The 19,830-nt window shown below is 44.4% G+C and carries 22 protein-coding genes; 10 read left to right on the top strand and 12 right to left on the bottom strand.

Annotated elements, in window-relative coordinates; all coding sequences use genetic code 11:
* Positions 1-21: 21 nt before the first annotated feature.
* The 8 genes from trpC to LS482_RS04280 all read right to left on the bottom strand — a co-directional run bounded on the left by trpC (position 22) and on the right by LS482_RS04280 (position 6,531).
* Positions 22-810, bottom strand: coding sequence for an indole-3-glycerol phosphate synthase TrpC (gene trpC, locus LS482_RS04315; protein ID WP_233030520.1), 789 nt, complete (start codon positions 808-810; stop codon positions 22-24).
* Between the two features lie 77 nt (positions 811-887).
* Entirely contained in the window at positions 888-1,247 is a 360-nt protein-coding gene (locus tag LS482_RS04310; RefSeq protein ID WP_233030519.1) for a four helix bundle protein, read from the bottom strand.
* A gap of 80 nt (positions 1,248-1,327) precedes the next feature.
* Positions 1,328-2,320, bottom strand: a complete 993-nt coding sequence (gene trpD / locus LS482_RS04305; RefSeq protein ID WP_233030518.1) for an anthranilate phosphoribosyltransferase — start codon at positions 2,318-2,320, stop codon at positions 1,328-1,330.
* Positions 2,321-2,423: 103 nt separating this feature from the next.
* A complete protein-coding gene (locus tag LS482_RS04300) occupies positions 2,424-2,993 on the bottom strand; it encodes an anthranilate synthase component II (RefSeq protein ID WP_233030517.1) in 570 nt (189 codons plus the stop codon).
* 41 nt (positions 2,994-3,034) lie between these two features.
* Complete coding sequence (locus tag LS482_RS04295) at positions 3,035-4,435, bottom strand: anthranilate synthase component I family protein (RefSeq protein WP_233030516.1); 1,401 nt, start codon at positions 4,433-4,435, stop codon at positions 3,035-3,037.
* Between the two features lie 302 nt (positions 4,436-4,737).
* Positions 4,738-5,316: a YceI family protein gene (locus tag LS482_RS04290; protein WP_233030515.1), complete on the bottom strand. Its 579-nt coding sequence runs from the start codon at positions 5,314-5,316 to the stop codon at positions 4,738-4,740.
* 95 nt (positions 5,317-5,411) lie between these two features.
* Positions 5,412-6,044 carry an NAD(P)H-dependent oxidoreductase gene (locus tag LS482_RS04285; protein WP_233030514.1) on the bottom strand — a complete coding sequence of 211 codons (633 nt, stop codon included), beginning with the start codon at positions 6,042-6,044 and terminating at the stop codon, positions 5,412-5,414.
* A gap of 37 nt (positions 6,045-6,081) precedes the next feature.
* Positions 6,082-6,531 (bottom strand): MarR family winged helix-turn-helix transcriptional regulator, encoded by a 450-nt coding sequence (locus tag LS482_RS04280; protein ID WP_233030513.1) that lies wholly within the window; start codon positions 6,529-6,531, stop codon positions 6,082-6,084.
* A gap of 156 nt (positions 6,532-6,687) precedes the next feature.
* Between LS482_RS04280 and LS482_RS04275 the strand changes: the two genes are divergently transcribed.
* The 3 genes from LS482_RS04275 to LS482_RS04265 all read left to right on the top strand — a co-directional run bounded on the left by LS482_RS04275 (position 6,688) and on the right by LS482_RS04265 (position 8,289).
* On the top strand, positions 6,688-7,245 hold the full coding sequence (locus tag LS482_RS04275) for a TlpA disulfide reductase family protein (protein WP_233030512.1): 558 nt from the start codon (positions 6,688-6,690) through the stop codon (positions 7,243-7,245).
* Positions 7,245-7,862 (top strand): thioredoxin family protein, encoded by a 618-nt coding sequence (locus tag LS482_RS04270; protein WP_233030511.1) that lies wholly within the window; start codon positions 7,245-7,247, stop codon positions 7,860-7,862. Before LS482_RS04275 ends, LS482_RS04270 begins: the two co-directional genes overlap by 1 nt.
* A 115-nt stretch (positions 7,863-7,977) precedes the next feature.
* A complete protein-coding gene (locus LS482_RS04265; RefSeq protein ID WP_233030510.1) occupies positions 7,978-8,289 on the top strand; it encodes a rhodanese-like domain-containing protein in 312 nt (103 codons plus the stop codon).
* A 57-nt stretch (positions 8,290-8,346) separates the two neighbouring features.
* Here the strand turns inward: LS482_RS04265 and creD are convergent, their stop codons facing one another.
* Genes creD through LS482_RS04250 form a run of 3 tightly spaced genes read right to left on the bottom strand, consistent with a single transcriptional unit; the run spans position 8,347 to position 10,684 of the window.
* Positions 8,347-9,723, bottom strand: a complete 1,377-nt coding sequence (creD, locus tag LS482_RS04260) for a cell envelope integrity protein CreD (protein WP_233030509.1) — start codon at positions 9,721-9,723, stop codon at positions 8,347-8,349.
* 52 nt (positions 9,724-9,775) lie between these two features.
* Entirely contained in the window at positions 9,776-10,072 is a 297-nt protein-coding gene (locus LS482_RS04255; protein ID WP_233030508.1) for a winged helix-turn-helix domain-containing protein, read from the bottom strand.
* Between the two features lie 3 nt (positions 10,073-10,075).
* Positions 10,076-10,684 (bottom strand): hypothetical protein, encoded by a 609-nt coding sequence (locus tag LS482_RS04250; protein WP_233030507.1) that lies wholly within the window; start codon positions 10,682-10,684, stop codon positions 10,076-10,078.
* Positions 10,685-10,885: 201 nt separating this feature from the next.
* Here LS482_RS04250 and LS482_RS04245 point away from each other — a divergent pair, with 201 nt between their 5' ends.
* The 6 genes from LS482_RS04245 (at position 10,886) to LS482_RS04220 (ending at position 17,297) form a co-directional block, all read left to right on the top strand.
* Positions 10,886-12,169, top strand: a complete 1,284-nt coding sequence (locus tag LS482_RS04245) for a DUF2851 family protein (RefSeq protein ID WP_233030506.1) — start codon at positions 10,886-10,888, stop codon at positions 12,167-12,169.
* A 114-nt stretch (positions 12,170-12,283) separates the two neighbouring features.
* A complete protein-coding gene (locus LS482_RS04240) occupies positions 12,284-12,511 on the top strand; it encodes a PspC domain-containing protein (protein ID WP_123216352.1) in 228 nt (75 codons plus the stop codon).
* 227 nt (positions 12,512-12,738) lie between these two features.
* Positions 12,739-14,568, top strand: coding sequence for an alanine/glycine:cation symporter family protein (locus tag LS482_RS04235; RefSeq protein WP_233030505.1), 1,830 nt, complete (start codon positions 12,739-12,741; stop codon positions 14,566-14,568).
* Positions 14,569-14,584: 16 nt separating this feature from the next.
* Positions 14,585-16,258: a sodium-dependent transporter gene (locus tag LS482_RS04230; RefSeq protein ID WP_233030504.1), complete on the top strand. Its 1,674-nt coding sequence runs from the start codon at positions 14,585-14,587 to the stop codon at positions 16,256-16,258.
* Positions 16,255-16,401, top strand: coding sequence for a hypothetical protein (locus LS482_RS04225; protein ID WP_233030503.1), 147 nt, complete (start codon positions 16,255-16,257; stop codon positions 16,399-16,401). Before LS482_RS04230 ends, LS482_RS04225 begins: the two co-directional genes overlap by 4 nt.
* 26 nt (positions 16,402-16,427) lie before the next feature.
* The gene (locus LS482_RS04220) at positions 16,428-17,297 is read left to right on the top strand and encodes a ComEA family DNA-binding protein (protein ID WP_233030502.1); all 870 of its coding nucleotides are present in this window, start codon (positions 16,428-16,430) and stop codon (positions 17,295-17,297) included.
* A gap of 12 nt (positions 17,298-17,309) precedes the next feature.
* Here the strand turns inward: LS482_RS04220 and LS482_RS04215 are convergent, their stop codons facing one another.
* Positions 17,310-18,125, bottom strand: a complete 816-nt coding sequence (locus LS482_RS04215) for a methyltransferase domain-containing protein (RefSeq protein WP_233030501.1) — start codon at positions 18,123-18,125, stop codon at positions 17,310-17,312.
* A gap of 425 nt (positions 18,126-18,550) precedes the next feature.
* On the opposite strand from LS482_RS04215, the gene LS482_RS04210 reads away from it, so the two are divergent.
* The gene (locus LS482_RS04210) at positions 18,551-19,690 is read left to right on the top strand and encodes an acyl-CoA dehydrogenase family protein (protein ID WP_233031794.1); all 1,140 of its coding nucleotides are present in this window, start codon (positions 18,551-18,553) and stop codon (positions 19,688-19,690) included.
* Positions 19,691-19,830: the final 140 nt, after the last annotated feature.

The following is a 19,830-nucleotide window of genomic DNA, read 5'->3' as shown; positions in this document are numbered from 1 at the left end:
ATGTAAATGGTTGTCCGGCATTTATTTTTTCAGTTTTTGAATGAACTCCTTTGCACTTTCACCCGGATTTTCCGTTTTCATAAAATTTTCGCCTATCAGGAACCCCCGGTATCCGTATTGTTGCAGGTCTCTGATCGCTTCCGTATTGCTGATACCGCTTTCGGATACCTTTACAAACTCGTCGGGAATGATCGCTGCCAGTTGTTTGCTGGTATCAATACTCACTTCGAAGGTTTTCAAGTTGCGGTTGTTCACACCCAGCATATCCAGGCTCGGCATAACTGATTTATGGAGTTCTTCCTCGTTGTGGATTTCCAGGAGTACATCCAGTCCCAGACTTTTGGCGCATTGCGAAAGCGATTCGATTTCTTTTCGCGACAACACTGCTGCTATCAGTAAAATAACATCTGCCCCGTGGGCTTTGGCTTCAAACAGCTGGTATTCGTCTATGATAAACTCTTTTCGCAACAATGGGATATTAGCAACGGTCCTTACCAGTAACAGGTCTTCCAGCGAACCGCCGAAATACTTCCTGTCGGTAAGTATCGACATTCCGGATACCCCGGCTTTTTCATATCCCCTGGCTATATCGGTCACGCTCAGCTTCTGGTTGATAACGTCCTTGGAAGGTGAGCGTCTTTTGTGCTCGGCAATGATCCCGGTATGGCTTTCCCGGAGGTTGTGGGCAAGGGAAATCGTTTTACGGCTGAACAGGGCCGCCGATTCCAGTTGTGAAACCGGGACCACACTTTTTTTGAGTGCTACTTCCTTGCGCTTATCGGCTATTATTTTGTCTAATATGTTAGACATGAGATGTTAGATTTTAGGTGTGAGACTTTGTTGTTTACTTGGTGTGTTGATGACAGGTGACCGATGACGGGTGTTTTTTATTTGATACTGTTTTTGTATGCAATTAATTTATTCATTAAAGAAAAAGCCTGTTTATAATGACAGTTGAATTCGTCGACTGCAATGTAATTTCTCCTTTTGGCCTTATGGAGACAGGTAACAACTTCTGCTAGAGACCGGATAGCAGATCCTATAAATCGTTTTTGTTCGGGATTGGATTGACCAATACTTCCTTCAGAAATATTTAGTGCTATGGAATCGGCTGCTCTACAAGATTGTGAACTGAGATTAAAGTTTTCTTTCGCCGGAAACTTTTCGGAAAGAAATAGAATGTCATCCCCGAGGTCCATGGCTTTCTGCCATACCATCAAATTTTCAAATTTAAATTTTGCCTTCATAATTTTGAGTTTATAGTGTGTTGATCTTGTTTCCATCCGTCCCCGGTCATCTGTCAACTATCCTCTGTTTTCGGACTACATTATCTGCTGATCTCCTGTAGTTTCTTCAGCGCTTCCAGGGCCCTGCCCGAAAATAGGCTTTCCTTTGCTATTTCAAAACCTTCCCGGGGTTGCAGGTCTTTTGCGGTGGCAATGGCAATTCCGGCATTGGCGCAGACCACATTGTTCTGGGCTTCGGTACCTTTCCTGTTGAGTACGTTCATGAATATTCCGGCGGAATCCTCGATAGTATCCCCGCCTTTGATATCTTCCTGTTTTAAGGATTCGAGACCGAAATCGGCGGGAGTAAGCATTTGCTCTGCCCGGTTCCGGATGGTTTTTGCCGGTCCGGTAAGTGACAATTCATCATACCCGTCGAGGGCGTGGAGGATGGTGTAGTTTTTATCGGTATTCTGGTAAAGATAGCCGTACATGCGTGCCAGTTCCAGGTTGAAGACACCTACCATCTGGTTTTTCGGGAATGCCGGGTTTACCATGGGGCCGAGCATATTAAAAAAGGTCTTTACCGCCAGTTCTTTCCGGATCGGTCCCACATTTTTCATGGCGGGGTGGAACAGGGGGGCGTGAAGCACGCATATATTGGTTTCGTCCATAGAGCGTTTCAGGAAATCCATGTCGTTGGAAAATTTAATGCCCAGGAATTCCATAACATTACTGGAACCGCATTTGGACGAAACCCCGTAATTTCCGTGTTTGGTTACCGGAATCCCGGCGCCGGCCGTTATAAAGGAGGCCAGTGTGGAAATATTAAACGTGTCCTTGCCGTCTCCTCCGGTACCGCAAAGGTCGATGGCTTCGTAGCCGTTCAGGTCGACGGGGATGCAGAGTTCCAGCAGGGCGTCGCGGAAACCTTCCAGTTCCTCCACCGTAATGCTCCGCATCATATAAACGGTAAGAAAAGCAGCGATCTGGCTCGTATTGTACGCTCCTCTGGAAATATTGACCAGTACGTTCCTGGCTTCTTCCTTGGATATGGTCTCGTGGTTGATGAGCCTGTTGAGTATTTCTTTCATTTTGTGGTATTTTAATATCTTTTTATTCTAAAGGCTTTACGGATAGAGCTGCACGGCCTCTTTCCCGCTTGATACGCATGGCCGTACGTCTTTACGAGGCCTTCTATTTAAGCCAGTTTTTAAGTATCTTTTTCCCGTCCGGGGTAAGTACCGATTCCGGGTGATACTGTACGCCTTTTACGTCATATTCCCTGTGGCGCAGGGACATTACCTGTCCGGTTTCGTCAAAGGAAGTGGCTTCCAGTGTTTCGGGGAGTTCGGGGTCGACTACCCAGGAGTGGTACCGGCCTACTTCGATCTCCTTTTCCAGCCCTCTGAAAAGCGGTTCGTCATCTGCGGTGATGGTTACTTTGGTAGCTACACCGTGATAGACTTTGTTGAGATTAATAATACTACCGCCAAATACCTCGCCTATGGCCTGTTGCCCGAGGCAGACGCCCAGGATGCTTTTTGAAGGGGCGTATTTTTTGATAATGGCTTTCAGAAGGCCGGCTTCATCCGGGATGCCGGGGCCGGGAGACAGCAATATCCTGTCAAACGGCTCGGCGTCTTCCAGTTCGAGTTGGTCGTTGCGTTTTACGGTCACCTCACACCCGAGGTCTTCGAGGTAATGCACGAGGTTATAGGTAAAGCTATCGTAATTATCTATGACCAGTATCTTTTTTGTTTTCATCGATTTCAGTATTCTGATTTATATTGTCAAACCTTTTTACGCTATATGGTTTCTGCCAGGTCCATAGCTTTGTTCAGTGCGCCGAGTTTGTTGTACACCTCCTGCAATTCACTTTCCGGATTGGATTCGGAGACCAGTCCTGCGCCGGCCTGGTAGTGCAGTCGATGATTTTTACTGAGGAAGGTCCGGATCATGATGGCGTGGTTATAATTACCGTCAAAATCCATAAACCCGATGGCTCCGCCGTAGAAGTTGCGATTGCAGTTTTCATACCTGTCTATGAGTTGCATGGCCATGTGTTTTGGTGCGCCGCTGAGTGTGCCTGCGGGGAAAGTATCGGCTACGACCTGCATGGTGGAAGCATGATCGTGGAGTTTACCGGTGACCTTGGAAACGAGGTGGATGACATGCGAAAAGAATTGCACTTCCCGGTAAGTTTCCACCTTAACCCCGCGACCGTGACGGCTGAGGTCGTTCCGGGCCAGGTCTACAAGCATCACGTGTTCGGCATTTTCCTTGGCGTCTTCGGCCAGTTGTTTGGCCAGAACAGAGTCCTGTTCGTCATTTCCCGTCCGGCGGAAAGTTCCTGCGATGGGATGAATCTCGGCTTTCCTGTTTTTTACCACCAGTTGTGCTTCCGGCGAAGACCCGAATATTTTAAAATTGCCGTAATCAAAAAAGAAAAGGTAAGGGGAGGGGTTAATACTTCTCAGGGCACGGTAAACGTTAAATTCGTCACCCTTGAATTTCTGGGCGAACCTTTTGGAAAGTACCAGCTGGAATACGTCGCCCCGGTGACAGTGTTTTTTGGCAAAATCCACATTCTTTTTGTACTCTTCATCCGTCAGGTTGGATACGGGGGCATTCACTTTGGAAAAGTTGTAGGTGGCAAAGTTCTTGGATTGCAGTAATTGTTCTATTTCTGCTATATTATTGGTGCCGTCTGCGCTGTGACAGAAGATATAGGCTTCGTTTTTAAAATGGTTTATGGCGATGATATTCTGGTAAACGGCATAAAAGATATCCGGGATTTCCAGGGAATCTTCCTTTTCGGTAATCTCGATATCCTCAAAGTAGCGGACACCGTCATAGGCAATATAACCGAACAGCCCCTTATTGATAAATTTAAACCCGTTGTCTTTGGACTTGAATGTGCCGGCAAAGTTATGAATGGCCATCGGGACGTTCGTGTCCTTTTCTATCGGGGTCTGTTTTGTGTTTCCGTCGGGATAGGATTCGGTAATGGTTCCTTTTTTAACTTCTATACTGGCAATGGGGTTGCAGCATATATAGGAAAAACTGTTATCGCTGGCGTGATAATCGCTACTTTCCAGCAACAGGCTGTTGGGATACCTGTCGCGTATTTTGAGGTACACGCTTACCGGAGTAATGGTATCCGCAAGGATCTGCTTGTAGTTTGTGGTCAGGTGAATCATGTTCATAAAATTAAAAGGTCATAAAAACAAAAAGGGCCTGTCGTGATGACAAGCCCTGTATATTTTCTTTTAAAAATACCTAATAGTGCCTTAGCTCACGACGTTTTGACGTAAGTTGCTCCACCACCAGGCATTGTTTAAAATGATTTGCATTTCTTTTTGATTTGGATACAAATATAGAAAGGAAAATGAAATCCGCAAGCAGTAAAATACTTTTATAACATTTTTTTTGCCTTTCATTAAAAAAGGCTCCTTCTTACCGGAGGAGCCTTACTTCTTTCAAATAGCGATCTTTTCCCGATCCTGACTTAGAAATTCAGGTCTACTACGAGGTCAAATTCATCATAGATCACTTTATCTCCGAGATTTTCGAAGAAATTTCCCGATTTATATTTTATGTCATACTTGGTCCGGTCCACTTTTACAGCCCCGGTAGCTTTGTTGCCATAAACAGAGAGTTCAAAGGTAACGGGATGTGTTTGTCCCTTGATGGTAAGGTCTCCGGTGACTTCATAGGCGTTTTTTCCGGTGGATTTTACATCGGTAAATACCAGTTTGGATGTAGGATGATTTTTTACACCGAAGAAGTCGTCGGACTTCAGGTGACCGTTCAGTTTCCCCTGGTATTCGCCTTCGAGGTCGGTGCTGGTCAAAGAGGTCATATCAACAACAAACTCACCCCCGGTCAGTTTATCCCCGTCAAAAATAAGGCTACCTTCTTTGAGGTTCACGGTGCCTTCGTGCGATCCGGTAACCTTATAGCCTTTCCAGGTTACTTTACTGCTTTTTACATCCACTTCCTTTTTTTCGTTTTCAACAGTGGTGAATGCGGTTGCGCCGAATGCCACTACCAGAGTGAGCGCTGCTTTTGCAAATTTATTTTTCATAATGTTTTTGTATTTAATATAGTATTTGGTATTTGATCTCTTTTCCCGCGGTATCAAAAATAGTCTATCCGTGTTTAAAATAACTTGATCCGCTATTAAATAGTGGTAAATAATTCTTCTGCAGGGCGTCTTACCTTGGCATAGTGTTGGGTATCATCCTCCTGTGCACGGTAACCTATTGTGGCGATAACGGAGGCATTAAGCCCTTTTTTGTCCAGTCCCAGTATTCTGTTGTATCCTTCCGGATCAAAACCTTCCATGGGACAGGCGTCGATACGAAGTTCGGCTGCTGCGGCCAGAAGACTGCCCAGGGCAATATAGGTCTGCTTGGCTGTCCAGGTATGCTTGGCCTCCTGCGGAAGCGATATCACCGTATTGTTTATCATATCGCTGAAACCGGACAGGTTTTCTACCGGGATGTTCCGCGTTTTACTGATGTTGTTCATATAGGCCTCTGTGTCTTTTGCGGTAACATTGGTCTTGTTGGCAAAGACGATGAGGTGGGAAGCATCTGTGATCTGTGTCTGTCCCCAGGAAGCCTCTTTCAGTTGTTTGCGGATTTCCGGGTCTTCGATAACCAGCACCTCGTAAGGCTGTAAACCGTAGGAAGATGCCGATAACCGGATGGCTTCTTTCAATGTTTTCAGGTCTTCTGCAGTTACTTTCCTGGAAGGATCGAACTTTTTGGTAGCGTACCTCCAGTTCAGGGATTCGATTAGTGTACTCATTTTTGTTCTTGTTATATTATTTGATTTCTGTTTATATTCAACTTCGCAGGGTGTCGAGCATATGGTTCAGCGATTCGAGTTCCTGCTTGCTAAGGTGTTTTACGATTTCTTTCTCCGCATTGGCTACAACGACATTAACTTCTGATAGCAGGTCCCGACCTTTTCCGGTAATGAAGATCTCCACCTTTCTCCTGTTTTTAGGGCACTGGATGCGTTCCACCAGTCCCTTGTCTATCAACTTGTCTACAATGCGCGTGGTATTGCTCATCTTTGAAACCATGCGTTCCTGAATGGTGGACAGGTTGGCCGGTTTCCCTTTTTGCCCCCGGAGAATACGGAGCACATTAAATTGTTGGGTCGAGATGCCATAGGGTTTTACGGTTTCCGATATCCGGTTACCTACTTCACTTGCCGTATAGACCAGATTGATCACCGTCCTTGAATGACTGTGCATAGTTCCCGTTTTGATCACATCTTCAATTTTCATTGTCTATACAATATTTGTATGTACAAATGTACGGTAAAATTATTTTTATTTCCAAATCCGGCACAGATAAATTTTTGTTAAAAAGACTTGTGCAGAACAGAAGAGTTCATATTTTTAGCATTAAGTAAAAAATCTAATGCATTAAAAAACAAACACATGAAGCTTCAGGTCGCTTGTGTATTTTTCGTTTTTTTAATATCTTGTAAAACAGACACGGGGAAGAAAAAAACTTCCGGTGCGGAATTGAGTTTTGCAGATTTTCCTCCTAAAAATGTGGTATCGAATGACCATATGAAGGTGGACGTATACGATTTTGAAGGTTTTGAACGTTTTTTACATATAGAGGATAACAAAACCTATGTTGTTAATTTCTGGGCTACCTGGTGCAAACCCTGTGTAGCGGAACTCCCGTATTTTGAAAAACTCAACAGGGAATATGCCGATAAGGGTGTTGAAGTGATACTGGTGAGCCTTGACATGCCCGGGAGGCTTGAAACAAAATTGCTTCCCTTTCTGGAAGAAAAGAAACTGACATCCAGAGTTATTGTGCTGGACGACCCCAAACAAAATGAGTGGATACCCAAAGTGGACAGGGAATGGTCTGGTGCCATACCGGCTACATTGATATACAACGATAAAAAACGCGCTTTTTACGAATCGTCGATGACGTACAAAGAACTGGAAAACAACCTTAATGCTTTAAATGCCAACTGATGAAAACGATTAAAACCTTATTATTTCTTGCCATTGCTGTTGCAATGAGTTCTTTTACCGCCAGGGCCCTCGGCTACGATAACGGTTATGAGATCGGCGATGAGGCAACAGATTTCAGCCTTAAAAATACAGACGGTAAAATGGTGTCCCTTTCCGATTACGGTGATGCCAAAGGGTACCTGGTGATATTTACCTGCAATACCTGCCCTTATGCCCAGGCCTATGAAGACAGGATCATAGCGCTGGATAAAAAATATAAAAAGCTGGGGGTGCCGGTTATTGCCATAAACCCCAATAATCCGGAGAAATCACCTAAAGACAGCTTTGAGGCCATGAAGGTGCGTGCGAAGGATAAAGGGTTTACCTTTCCGTATTTGCTGGATAAAGGTCAGCAAATATTCCCGAAGTACGGAGCGTCCAGAACGCCCCATGTTTTTCTTCTGGAAAAAACAGATGCAGGGAATATCGTGAAATATATCGGCGCCATTGACGACAATTATCAGGATGAGGATTCCGTGGAGACCCATTATGTGGAAGACGCCGTTGATGCCATGCTGAAAGGGGAGGAGATCAGGATAAATACCACGAAGGCTATCGGTTGTACCATTAAAGTATAATTTGTGATGGCTTTATTTTGAGATATAAGCACAGTGAGTTGATAAAAAAGTCCGGGGCGAACAGTTCCGGATTTTTTTCTTTTGCGTAATTTTGAAAAAAAATAACAACAATACTATGGCAGATTTAAATCAAGAGGAGTGGGCAGAACAACTGGAAGACAATAAAAATGCCGTTATTCTGGACGTTCGCACGGAAGAGGAATATGAAGAAGGCTATATCCCCAATGCAGTAAATATAGATATCAGACAGGGACAGGGGTTTATTGACGAACTGGAAAAACTGGACAAGTCAAAGACCTACTATGTGTATTGCAGGTCGGGAGGCAGGAGTGCACAGGCTTGTAACATTATGGGGCAACTCGGCTTTGAAGAGGCACATAACTTGCTGGGAGGCATTATGGAATGGGAAGGCGAGGTTGTAGAATAAAGGAAAACCCCATCTGTTTCTTTTCGGATAAAGAACGGCAGATAGGGCCTTGTTATTTTAACCGTTATTCCAGTCTATCTTTCGCGATATGAACATTACCGACGCCAGGATTAGGAACAACCCTATACTTCCTACCAGAAGCGCGTAATTTTCCAGTTGGATAATTACATATATAAAGGAGTAGAGCGCTGCTAACGACAAGCATATGAATATGGAAAACTTCCGGGTTTTTAGAATGGAATGGGAATAGATAGTGATCAGTGCAATTACCGATACTCCGGCAACCAGATATGCTTTCAGAAAATTGCTGTGTTCGGAAATGGAGAGTAACAGGGTGTAAAACATGGTAAGGGCAAGGCCGATCATGAGGTACTGGAAAGGGTGTATGCCGATCTTGCTCATGGTTTGTATGAGAAAGAAGGTGAGGAAGGTGAGCCCGATAACTAAAAAGCCGTATTTTGCGGAGCGTTCGCTTTTTTGGTATTCATCTACGGGGATCATAAAGTTCACTCCGAATGCAAAGGTGTTCAGATCGGGTAAGTGATGAAAATGTTGTTGTGAAAAGGGTCTGTTGATATCGAGCACTTTCCACCGGGCATCAAAACCGTTTTCATGGACTTTACCGTCATTATGGGGAAGGAACTCCCCGAAAAAATTGGCGGTTTTCCAGTTAGACGATATATTGGCCGAAGTTTCCTTCCCCACGGGAATAAAACTTATTTGCCGGCTTCCTTTAACGAAAAGAGATATACTGAAATCCGTATTTATATGTGTCGGGAGGTCTTCCTGTTGTAAAAAGCCGCTTTCCATGGTGTGCAGAGCAGTTGTGCCGTAAGTATTGGCTGTATTTCCGTTGTACTGCGATTCAAAGTTATAGGTATTCTTGTTGAGTTTTATGTGTACCCTGTTATTTACACCTTTGAGGTTTGAAGTGCGAATAATGATTTTGGCTTTGTCCCACAGGATATGTTCATTGCTGATCTCCCGTTCGCTGAAATCCGGTTTTGTAAAGGTGCCCGATATGTCCATATTGCTTTCAAAAACGGAGGTTTTATAGATGCCGTAATATTTCTCTTCCGGGTTTATCTTTGTATCTATAGTGAGTTTTTCCGGAAAGAAAAAGGCATAGTCAATACTTTCAATAGTTTCGGTATACACCTTTTTAGTGTCCTTATCCGTTACTGTTTTTTCCTGAAATGTTTTGTACGGTATTTTCAGGACCGGTCCGTAAAAAAGGACTTCGCCACCCCATTTTTCACCGATCTCGTTTATCACCCCTTCTTTTCTGAGCGAACGCTCACGTATCAGGTCTTCAATATAGGAAAGCGGGATAAGCAAAACCAGGATCAGGAAGCCTATCATAAGCATTCTTGCGGTAGTTGAGATTTTTATCCAATGGCCGAATTTGCTGGTGTTTTTCTGATTGTGTTCCATTTTTATTTATTTTTAAAGTACTTTGAATTTCAAAGTTAATGTGTAAAAAAAATTATTCGTTTCTGTTTATGAGTTGTTCCAGGGCATTGAGGTGATCCTTAAATGCTGTTTTACCCGATTTGGTTGCCCTGTAACGCGTATTGGGTTTTTTACCGATAAATCGTTTTTCTATAACAATATATTCTGCTTGTTCCAGAGCCTTGGAATGGCTGGCCAGGTTGCCGTCGGTAACGCCCAGGAGTTCTTTGAGGGTTTTAAAATCTGCATATTCGTTGACCATCAATACAGACATGATGCCCAACCGGACACGATGATCAAAAGCTTTGTTTATGTTGTTTATAATACCCAAAATTTATGCCCTGTCATATTTAAAATACATGAAAAGACCGTATACGATATGCATAATGCCAAACCCGGCAACCCACAGCCAGAACCCGTAGCCTGGGAACAGGGCACAAATCAGTCCGAGAAAGATTTCTGTATAGCCGAGGTATCGTATATCCCCTATACTGTATTTGGATGCATTGACCAGGGCGATCCCGTAAAAAATAAGCATTAGTGCTGCTGTTTGTCCGTATTTCTGTTGGCCGAGTATGATCAATATGTACAGTCCGCCGGTGAGTAGTGGGACCAGGAAATTAATCACCAGGCGTTTTGATGAGGTATCCCAAATCTTTTCGCCGTTTTTCCTGGCTTTCCGGGTGGTGAGAAAAATAGCGGTACCGATGCTCAGAAATGCGATGAGAAACAGATCAAGAAGCATCAGTCTGAAAATGTATCCGTCGAGGATCAGGTATGTTCTTGTGGAGTTTGTGACCACAACATAAGCTATTGCTGCCCCGATCAATGCGTAAACTCCGGCAAGTATCCCCGAAAGGCCACTAAGGGAAATGAAGCGGGAGGATTTTTGCATCAGGTCCTTAATTTCATTCAGATCTTCCAGGTATTTTTTTGAATCCATTTTTAAAGTACTTTGAAATACAAAGTTAATTTTTAATTGCTAATGAACAACTTTTTTTACCGGTTTTTTATTTTTTATAAGCCGCTTTCTATACTTTTTGTGTAGTCCCGTTTGATTTTTTACATTTATACCTGATTACGAACAAATTAAAGATTAGCTGCCTGGTTCGTTATCCATCTGAATCACTTTTTGTTTCAAGGTATGAAAGAAGACTTTCTGCATTACCTGTGGAAATTTCAAAAGTTCCGCGGGGAAAATTTATATACCTCTGCTGGAGAACGGGTAGAGGTTGTAACCACAGGGCAGCACAACAGCAATTCAGGCCCCGATTTTTTCAATGCAAAACTCCGTATAGGCGGACAGTTATGGGCAGGTAATGTGGAGATCCACCTGAAATCCTCCGACTGGTATGTACATCGTCATGAGAAAGACCCGGCATATGACAATATTATACTTCATGTGGTTTGGGAAGACGATATGCCTGTTTTTCGAAGGGATGATTCCACGGTGCCCGCAGTGGAGCTGAAAGATATTGTTCCCGAAACCACTTTTGAGAACTATACCACTCTTCTGAAAGGCAACTACTATTTTATTAATTGCGAAAAGGATATCGGTAATGTACCTCCCTTTTTGCGGTACAATTATCTAGAACGCTTGTTTTTTGAACGCCTGGAACAGAAATCGCTCGCCGTTTTCCGCGATCTGGAAGATTCCAGGAACGACTGGGAAGCGGTATTTTTCAAAAACCTGATGAAAAATTTCGGACTGAAGGTCAATGGCGAATCGTTCCGGAGCATAGCAGATACTGTCGGTTACGGTACTGTGAGAAAAGTACGGGATAACCAGTTCCGGCTGGAAGCCCTTTTGTTCGGTCAGGCCGGTTTACTGGACACTATTGAAACTCCGGATTCTTATACTGCACAACTGTGCAGGGAATATGCATACCTCAAACACAAATACCGGCTTTCTGCGGAAGGGATCATCCGTCCACGGTTCCACAAGCTGCGTCCCGCCAATTTCCCCACCCTGAGGTTGTCGCAACTGGCCAACCTTTATTTCGAAAAAGAAAAATTATTTGCGGCAGCAATGCAGGCCGGGCACATTCGTGAATTTTACGACCTTTTTGACAGCGTAGCCTCGGGGTACTGGGATTGTCACTACACCTTCGGAAAAGCCTCCGGAAAGAAGCGGGTAAAAAAAATGTCACGTAGTTTTATAGACTTGTTGGTCATCAATACCGTAATTCCCCTGAAGTTCTGTTATGCCAGGTATACGGGTATGGAGGTCAATGTTGCCATAACGGAACTTGCAGGAAGCCTGAAACCCGAAAGGAACAGGATAACCGACAAATATGCCGAAGCAGGAGTGCAGGCCAAAAATGCGGGCGAAAGCCAGGCGATGTTACAATTATACAATGATTATTGCTCCGGAAACAGGTGCCTGGAATGTACCATAGGGCATCACCTCCTTAAATGGGAAAAATGAATCGCCCGGCACCCGTTCCGTATATTTTCATAAGTCAATTATCAAATCGGCACGTTGACGCATTGGTACATTGGCCTGGTTTTCCATTTTTAATTATTCCTTATCTTTGCCTTCGTGAAAACGCTGAACAACATCCGGTATTTTTTTGAGAAGCACGGTTTCGCCGTTTCTTCCCGTCTTGCCGACAGGCTCGGAATGAAAGCCAAAAATGTCCGGTTGTTCTTTATATATGTGTCGTTTGCCACTTTCGGTATATGGTTTGCCGTTTATCTTACCCTGGCTTTTGTGCTGAAACTGAAGGACATGGTCTATACGAAGAGGACTTCGGTTTTCGACCTGTAAAATGAGTGGTCCCGTCTTTCTTTAAAAAGGCATTTTTAAATGTTTTTTAAGTATTTTTTAATAATTAGATAACGAAATCAGAACTAAAATTTGATTTAGATTCTTTTTTTTTGGATATTGCTCCCTTTTATTGTTTAACCTTACACTTAATTCCGGTACAATGTTATTTTAAGGATTTAAGTAAAAAAACACAACTCTAATCTAAAACTTAAAAACATATGCGTTTTATGAGAAATAAGTTTCTCTCTCTTCTTCTGACATTAACTTCTTTTACAGTATTTTCACAAGAATTAAAGGTACAGGAAACCCTGGAGAACCCCTCGAAGGTAATTAATGACGGGGAAATGGTGCTTCAGGTAGAAGGGGGACAGGAGCCGTATACCTATAAATGGAGCAAGCCGGAGACCCCGTTAACGTCAAACAGGGCTTCGGGGCTAACAGAAGGTATTCCGTATACGGTTACGGTCACCGATGCAACCGGGCTTTCTGTCACCAAGGAATATAAGATTCCGGCAAAGTCAATAACAGAAATTTTTAACGGAACCACGCAACCTATAGTAGATGCGATTGGTTCCGTTTTATTTTGGGACCCTTTTGCCGCTGTGGGGTTATACGATCCCGTAATGTATGACGATAACGGTGAAGCACTTTTGCATCCCAACGGCGATCCGAGGACCATCGCCGTACCTTTTATAGTGATATGGCTTATAGTAGGGGGGCTTTTCTTTACCCTGCGCATGAAATTTATAAACATCCGGGGCTTTAAGCATTCCATACAACTGGCACGGGGAAAATACGACCAACCCGATGCTCCGGGTTCGGTAACCCATTTCCAGGCTTTGGCAACCGCAGTTTCAGGGACCGTTGGTCTGGGGAATATAGCAGGGGTGGCCATAGCTATAGCTGTAGGAGGCCCCGGCGCTACCTTCTGGATGATACTCGCCGGGTTTCTGGGGATGTCCTCCAAGTTTGTAGAGTGCTCCCTCGGGGTGAAATACCGGGAAATCGCACCGGACGGCCGGGTTTTCGGAGGTCCCATGAGTTATTTGGTCAAAGGGCTCAAAGTACGGGGTAAAGAGAAATTCGGTAAAGTACTCGCCGTGGTCTTCGCTGTTTTATGTATCGGGGCTTCATTCGGTTCCGGGAACATGTTTCAGTCCAATCAGGCCTTTGATCAGTTGCAGGGGCAATTTCCCGCTTTGGAGGGGAATGGCTTCTGGTTCGGTATAATGATGGCCATATTGGTAGGTGCTGTAATTATAGGAGGCATTAAAAGTATAGCCAAGGTTACGGCAAAGGTAGTCCCCGTTATGGCTTCCATATATGTCCTCTTTGCCTTGATTGTCATATTTATGCATATCAGTCATTTGGGGAGTGCTTTTATGGAAATAATAGACGGGGCCTTTTCAGCCAGTGCGTTAAAAGGTGGTTTTATAGGCGTGCTGATACAAGGATTCCGTCGGGGAGCATTCTCCAATGAAGCCGGTGTGGGATCTGCGGCTATTGCTCACTCTGCAGTAAAGACTAATCACCCGGTATCCGAAGGGTTTGTTGGCTTGCTGGAACCATTTATTGATACGATAGTGGTTTGTACTCTTACAGCCTTGGTGCTGATCTTTACCGGTGCTTATCACGATGCGGAAGGACTTGGCGGTGCACAATTAACCTCAAATGCCTTCGGTAGTATTATCAGCTGGTTCCCTTATGTGCTTGCCATAGCGGTGTTCTTATTTGCCTTCTCCACGGCGATCTCCTGGTCGTACTACGGTATGCGGGCAACTACCTTTCTTTTCGGAAAAAGCAAAAGAGTGGAATTCATATACAAAATATTGTTTTTAATGTTCATCGTTCTGGGGGCTTCCATAAGTCTGGGTGCCGTACTGGAATTTTCAGATATGATGCTTCTTGCCATGGCCTTACCGAACATTATAGGGCTGTATATCATGTCCGGGGAAATCCGTAAAGACCTCAAGGAGTATATACGCAAACTGAATGCGGACGAACTGTTTAAAAAACCGGAACGTGTTAAAGTAAAAACAGCTGATAAGCGGGGCTAAACATTATTGTTAGAGTATGACAAAGACTAAAGAATCCTGGGGCTCCAGGGTTGGGCTTATTCTTGCCATGGCAGGAAATGCCGTAGGACTGGGCAATTTTTTGCGGTTCCCGGTCCAGGCAGTGGAAAACGGAGGAGGAGCTTTTATAATCCCCTACCTGGTGTGTTTTTTGCTTATGGGGATTCCCCTGTTGTTTATAGAATGGTCTTCCGGAAGGTTTGGAGGGAAATTCGGTAATCACAGTACACCTTACATTCTGGACACCATGACCAAGGGCAGAATACTCAAGTACATCGGGGTATTCGGCATATTTACCAATATTGCCGTAGCTGCATATTACGCCTACATCGAATCCTGGACCATGTCATATGTGCTGCATTCCATAAAGGGGACGTTTATCGGGATGGACCAGTCTGAAGTGGCCAATTTCTTCCTCTCGTATACCGATGTGCTTCACAGTACTACGGGGATTCCATATGAAGCCGTTATTTTTTATGTGCTTTGTCTTACTATTAACGTATATGTCCTCTCCAAGGGATTGGGAGGAGTTGAAAAAGTAGCCAAGATCGGGATGCCGTTGCTCATCCTCTTCGGGGTGGTGCTGGCCATAAGGGGACTCACCCTCGGAACCAGCGGGGCCTCCGAAATATTTCCGGATGCCAATGCCTGGGACGGATTGAATTTCCTGTGGACCCCGCAGTACGAGTCCATACTCGACCTGAAGGTGTGGATGGCAGCAGCCGGACAGATATTCTTTACCCTATCCGTGGGTATGGGTACCGTACACTGTTATGCGGCTTATGTGAAGAGTAAGGACGATATAGCGTTGAATTCCGTTTCCGCAGGTTTTATGAACGAGTTTATTGAAGTGGTGATCGGGAGTTCCATAGTGATTCCCATAGCAGCCGGGTACCTCGGAATGGACTGGGTGTTGGAAAATGCCGGTTTCGGAATGGCGTTCCAGACCATGCCCTATCTCTTCCAGCAGTGGGGAACCGTGTTTGCGGCGATTGCGGGAGTTATGTGGTTCGGGCTGTTGTTCTTTTCCGGGATAACCAGCTCCCTTGCCATGGGGACGCCCTGTGTGAGTTTTATGCAGGACGAATTTGGCTGGGAAAGGAAAAAAGGGGCCTGGGCCTTCGGCCTGATTACCCTGATCATGGGGTTGCCCACCGTATTCTTCTTCCAGGAAGGGGTTTTTAGCGAATATGACTACTGGGCGGGAACGGTGAGCCTTGTTGTTTTTGCAATGATGGAAACCATTTTGTTCTCCTGGGTGTTCGGTCTGAAAAAAGGATGGCGGGAGATCAATATGGGGGCAGATATTAAGATCCCTGGTATTTATAAATACATTATCAAATATGTGACCCCGGCCATACTGATCATCGTTTTTCTCGGAACGATGTTTGCCCCTGAAGGGAATGACTGGTCGGGAAATATAAACAGCCTTTTTTCCGGAAACGGATGGGCGCTGGATAACCTTTCCATTATAAAAAAGGTTACCAACGCAGGGCTCCAGGAGCAGATAGCGCAGGCTACGGACCCGGAAGAGATCAGCAGGTTGCGGGAAAACATGTCCGCTGTAAACATGGCACGGGGATTTCTGTTGTCCTTATTGATATTTATACTGGTATTAATATATTTGTCGTATAAGAAAAGAGTAAGAGAAGGGAGGGTAACAAGAGTATGAACACAACAGCATTAATAACCATGGTATTGGCGCAGGGCATAGTAACAGCCATTGCGGGCTATTTCTTTTACAGGGTCCTGACCACACCGCCGAAAAAGGAACCGGATTCCTATTCGGAAAATGACGATGTTCCCGGGGAATAGTAGCCGGGCAAAAAAAATATTTTATCATGAAAATATTTTCCCACTTCCGTTTTAATAAGAACGAACGAAGCGGGATTTTCTTTTTATTACTTCTCATTATACTGGCACAGGCCTTCTATTTTCTGATGGCTTCCCGGGCAGCGGGAGAAAAGCATGAAATACCGGACAACACATGGGTTCGGTATCAGGAAGCAATAGATTCACTGAAAAGAATCAAAATAAAGGAAAAGGACACCGTTTATCCTTTTAACCCCAATTATATTTCAGACTACAAAGGGTATGTGCTGGGGATGACCGTAGAAGAAATAGACAGGTTGCGCCAATACCGTGCTGCGGGCAAGTTTGTAAATACGGTTTCCGGGTTTCGGGAGGTAACGGGCATTTCCGATTCACTGTTAGATAAAATATCTCCGTACTTCCGGTTTCCGTCTTTTGCGAAAAACGAAGGAACAACATATACGGATAAACATACGGCGCCCGTCGTTAAGGACGATACTAAAAAGAAAGATCTGAACGCTGCCTCTGCCGATGATTTTATGGTTGTCCGGGGTATCGGAAGAAAATTGTCGGCACGTATTGTGAAATACAGGGCGTTGCTGGGTGGGTTCTCCGTAAATCAACAACTTTATGAAGTGTATGGCCTGGATTCCGCCATAGTAAATCGGGCATTGCAATATTTTGATGTTGTAAAACCACCGGAAATAGAAGTGCTCGATATTAATTCGGTCTCGCTGAATAAACTCGCTTCCCTGGTATATTTGGACCGGGAGGATGCTGTAAAAATAATCGCCTACAGAAGTGAGCACGAAATCGGGGCTCTGGAGGAATTGACGGAAATCGAAGGTTTTTCTTCTGAAAAAATAAACAGGATCCGGTTGTATTTAAGGGTGAAATAAGTTAAGGTGCATCTATCTGCCTGCCTTTTTACCGGATACGATGAACCCCTGGAAGGTATAGAGAAAATAGTCCTGCTGCTGCGCTTTGGCCAGCTCGGCCCACCAGTGATCGATCTCCTGTTGCTTAAAAATCCCATTCTCAACAGCGGTTGTCAGGACGGGGGAAATGATAAATTTCAGAAATTCATAATCGGGGGTTAGGGTGTGGGGAATCACTTTTACGTCTTCCGCCCGTCTGGTTTTTAACAGCATACCGAGATGTGATCCGATCCACCCGTTAGCGATATTGTCACTTACATACCGGATAATTCTACGGGTGAATTCCCTGTTCGTATGATAGGTGGCAGTAGCGTCGAACGCTATGTCAAAAATCACAATCCGGCCGCCTGGTCTGGTTACCCGGAGCATTTCATCAATAACCTTAGCGGGGTCGGCTACATGCATCAGCAACCGTTCTGCCCTGCAAATATCAAAGGAAGCATCTTCAAACGGGAGTTCATCTGCCGAAGCCACCGTAAATGTGATGGGCAGATCTGTTTCGGAATGACGGGAACGGGCAATTTCAATAAGTTTTTTACTGATGTCAATGCCGGTTACCAGGCCTTTGTTGCCCGTAAGTTCAGCCAGTCTCCTTACATCGTTCCCTGTCCCGCATCCGAAGTCCAGTATACGATCTCCGGGGCGGATGTGCATTTGTGCTTCCATATAACGTTTGCAATCCTTTACCGAGGGGTTTTGGCCGGCGCGGTCCAGAAAGTGAACCACATAATCAATATCTGATAGTGTGTCCACACTCCGGAAAGCTGAAGTTACATCTGTCTCTTTCATTAGTATTAAGTAATATAAATCTTTCTAAAGTTAAGGAAAATATTGTATTTTTGAAAAGAGTGAATGATTTTAACCTGTGAAAGAAGAGATGAATAGTAATGGCAGGCGCCTGGCTGGTCAAATCTGTTCCCGGGATGAGTATACAAAATTGATAGAATTAAGCTATATTTGACAACGGAATATACAAACAGCGAAAAACCGTACCGAAGGGGGTGTGCAGGGAAATAATAACCGCGAACGGGTTCCGTTTTATCGTTAAATAATTTAGGAGGTTGTGAAATATGCCTCCTGTTTTTTTATCTTTATTTTAGTATTTACAGCTTGTTTTACACGATTGAACATCGTATTTTTGTAATGTTTTATAGGTTGATTATCATATATTTAATTAAATTTTACGCTAAATGGATGTCGATATGAATACCGCTATGAACTTTGACTATTCCGAGACCCAGCAAATGGTCAAGTCCTCGGCAATGGAATTTGCGGAACAATATATAAGGCCTCATATCATGGAATGGGATGAGGAGCAGGTGTTTCCTGTGGAATTGTTTAAAAAAGCCGGGGAATTTGGCTTTATGGGAGTTTTGGTTCCCGAACAGTACGGAGGTTCCGGGCTGGGGTATCATGAATACATAGCGGTCATCGAGGAAATTTCTAGGGTAGACCCTTCCATCGGGCTCTCCGTGGCGGCACATAATTCGCTTTGTACCAATCATATCCTTGAGTTTGGTAATGAAGAACAAAAACAGAAATGGCTGCCCAGACTCGCTACCGGAGAGTGGATCGGGGCATGGGGACTGACGGAACACAATACGGGCTCTGATGCCGGAGGGATGAATACCACCGCCGTAAAAGAAGGAGAGGAATGGGTGTTGAATGGAGCAAAGAATTTTATAACCCATGGAAAAAGCGGGGATGTTGCCGTGGTCATAGTGCGGACCGGGGAAAAAGGAGATTCCAAGGGAATGACGGCTTTTGTTGTGGAAAGAGGGACAGCCGGGTTCAATAGCGGAAAGAAAGAAGATAAACTGGGAATGCGTGCCAGTGAAACTGCCGAACTTGTTTTTGATAATTGCAGGATTCCCGATGCGAACAGGCTGGGAAATGTAGGGGAAGGATTTATACAGTCGATGAAAGTGCTGGACGGCGGCAGGATATCCATAGGGGCACTCTCCCTGGGAATTGCCAAAGGAGCTTATGAAGCAGCATTGAAGTATTCAAAGGAACGAAAGCAGTTTGGGAAAGCTATATGTGAGTTTCAGGGGGTATCCTTTAAACTTGCGGATATGGCTACCGAGATAGAATTGTCGGAACTGTTGCTGCACAAGGCTGCGTTCGGGAAAAATGCCGGGCGTGATATCACCAAGATAAGTGCCATGGCAAAAATGTACGCTTCCGAAGCTTGTGTAAAAATAGCCAATGAAGCCGTACAGATACACGGAGGTTATGGCTATACCAAGGACTTCCCGGTGGAGAAATTCTACAGGGATGCCAAATTGTGTACCATAGGAGAGGGAACTACTGAGATACAGAAAGTAGTTATTTCCAGGCAGATATTGAAGTAGCACGCTATAGAGTGTGTGCAACATATAATCGTGGCCGGCAATCGCCGGCCTTTTTTGTGGAATAAAGTATCGAAAACAGTTGATAGCAGACGTTTCCGGAAAAGTTTTTAACACGAAAACGTTTTCATTTATAAAGAAGT

Source organism: Sinomicrobium kalidii, from assembly GCF_021183825.1.
Classification (GTDB): Bacteria; Bacteroidota; Bacteroidia; order Flavobacteriales; family Flavobacteriaceae; genus Sinomicrobium; species Sinomicrobium kalidii.
The sequence above is the reverse complement of the archived record's forward strand: the minus strand, read 5'-3'. Positions and strand labels throughout refer to the sequence as shown.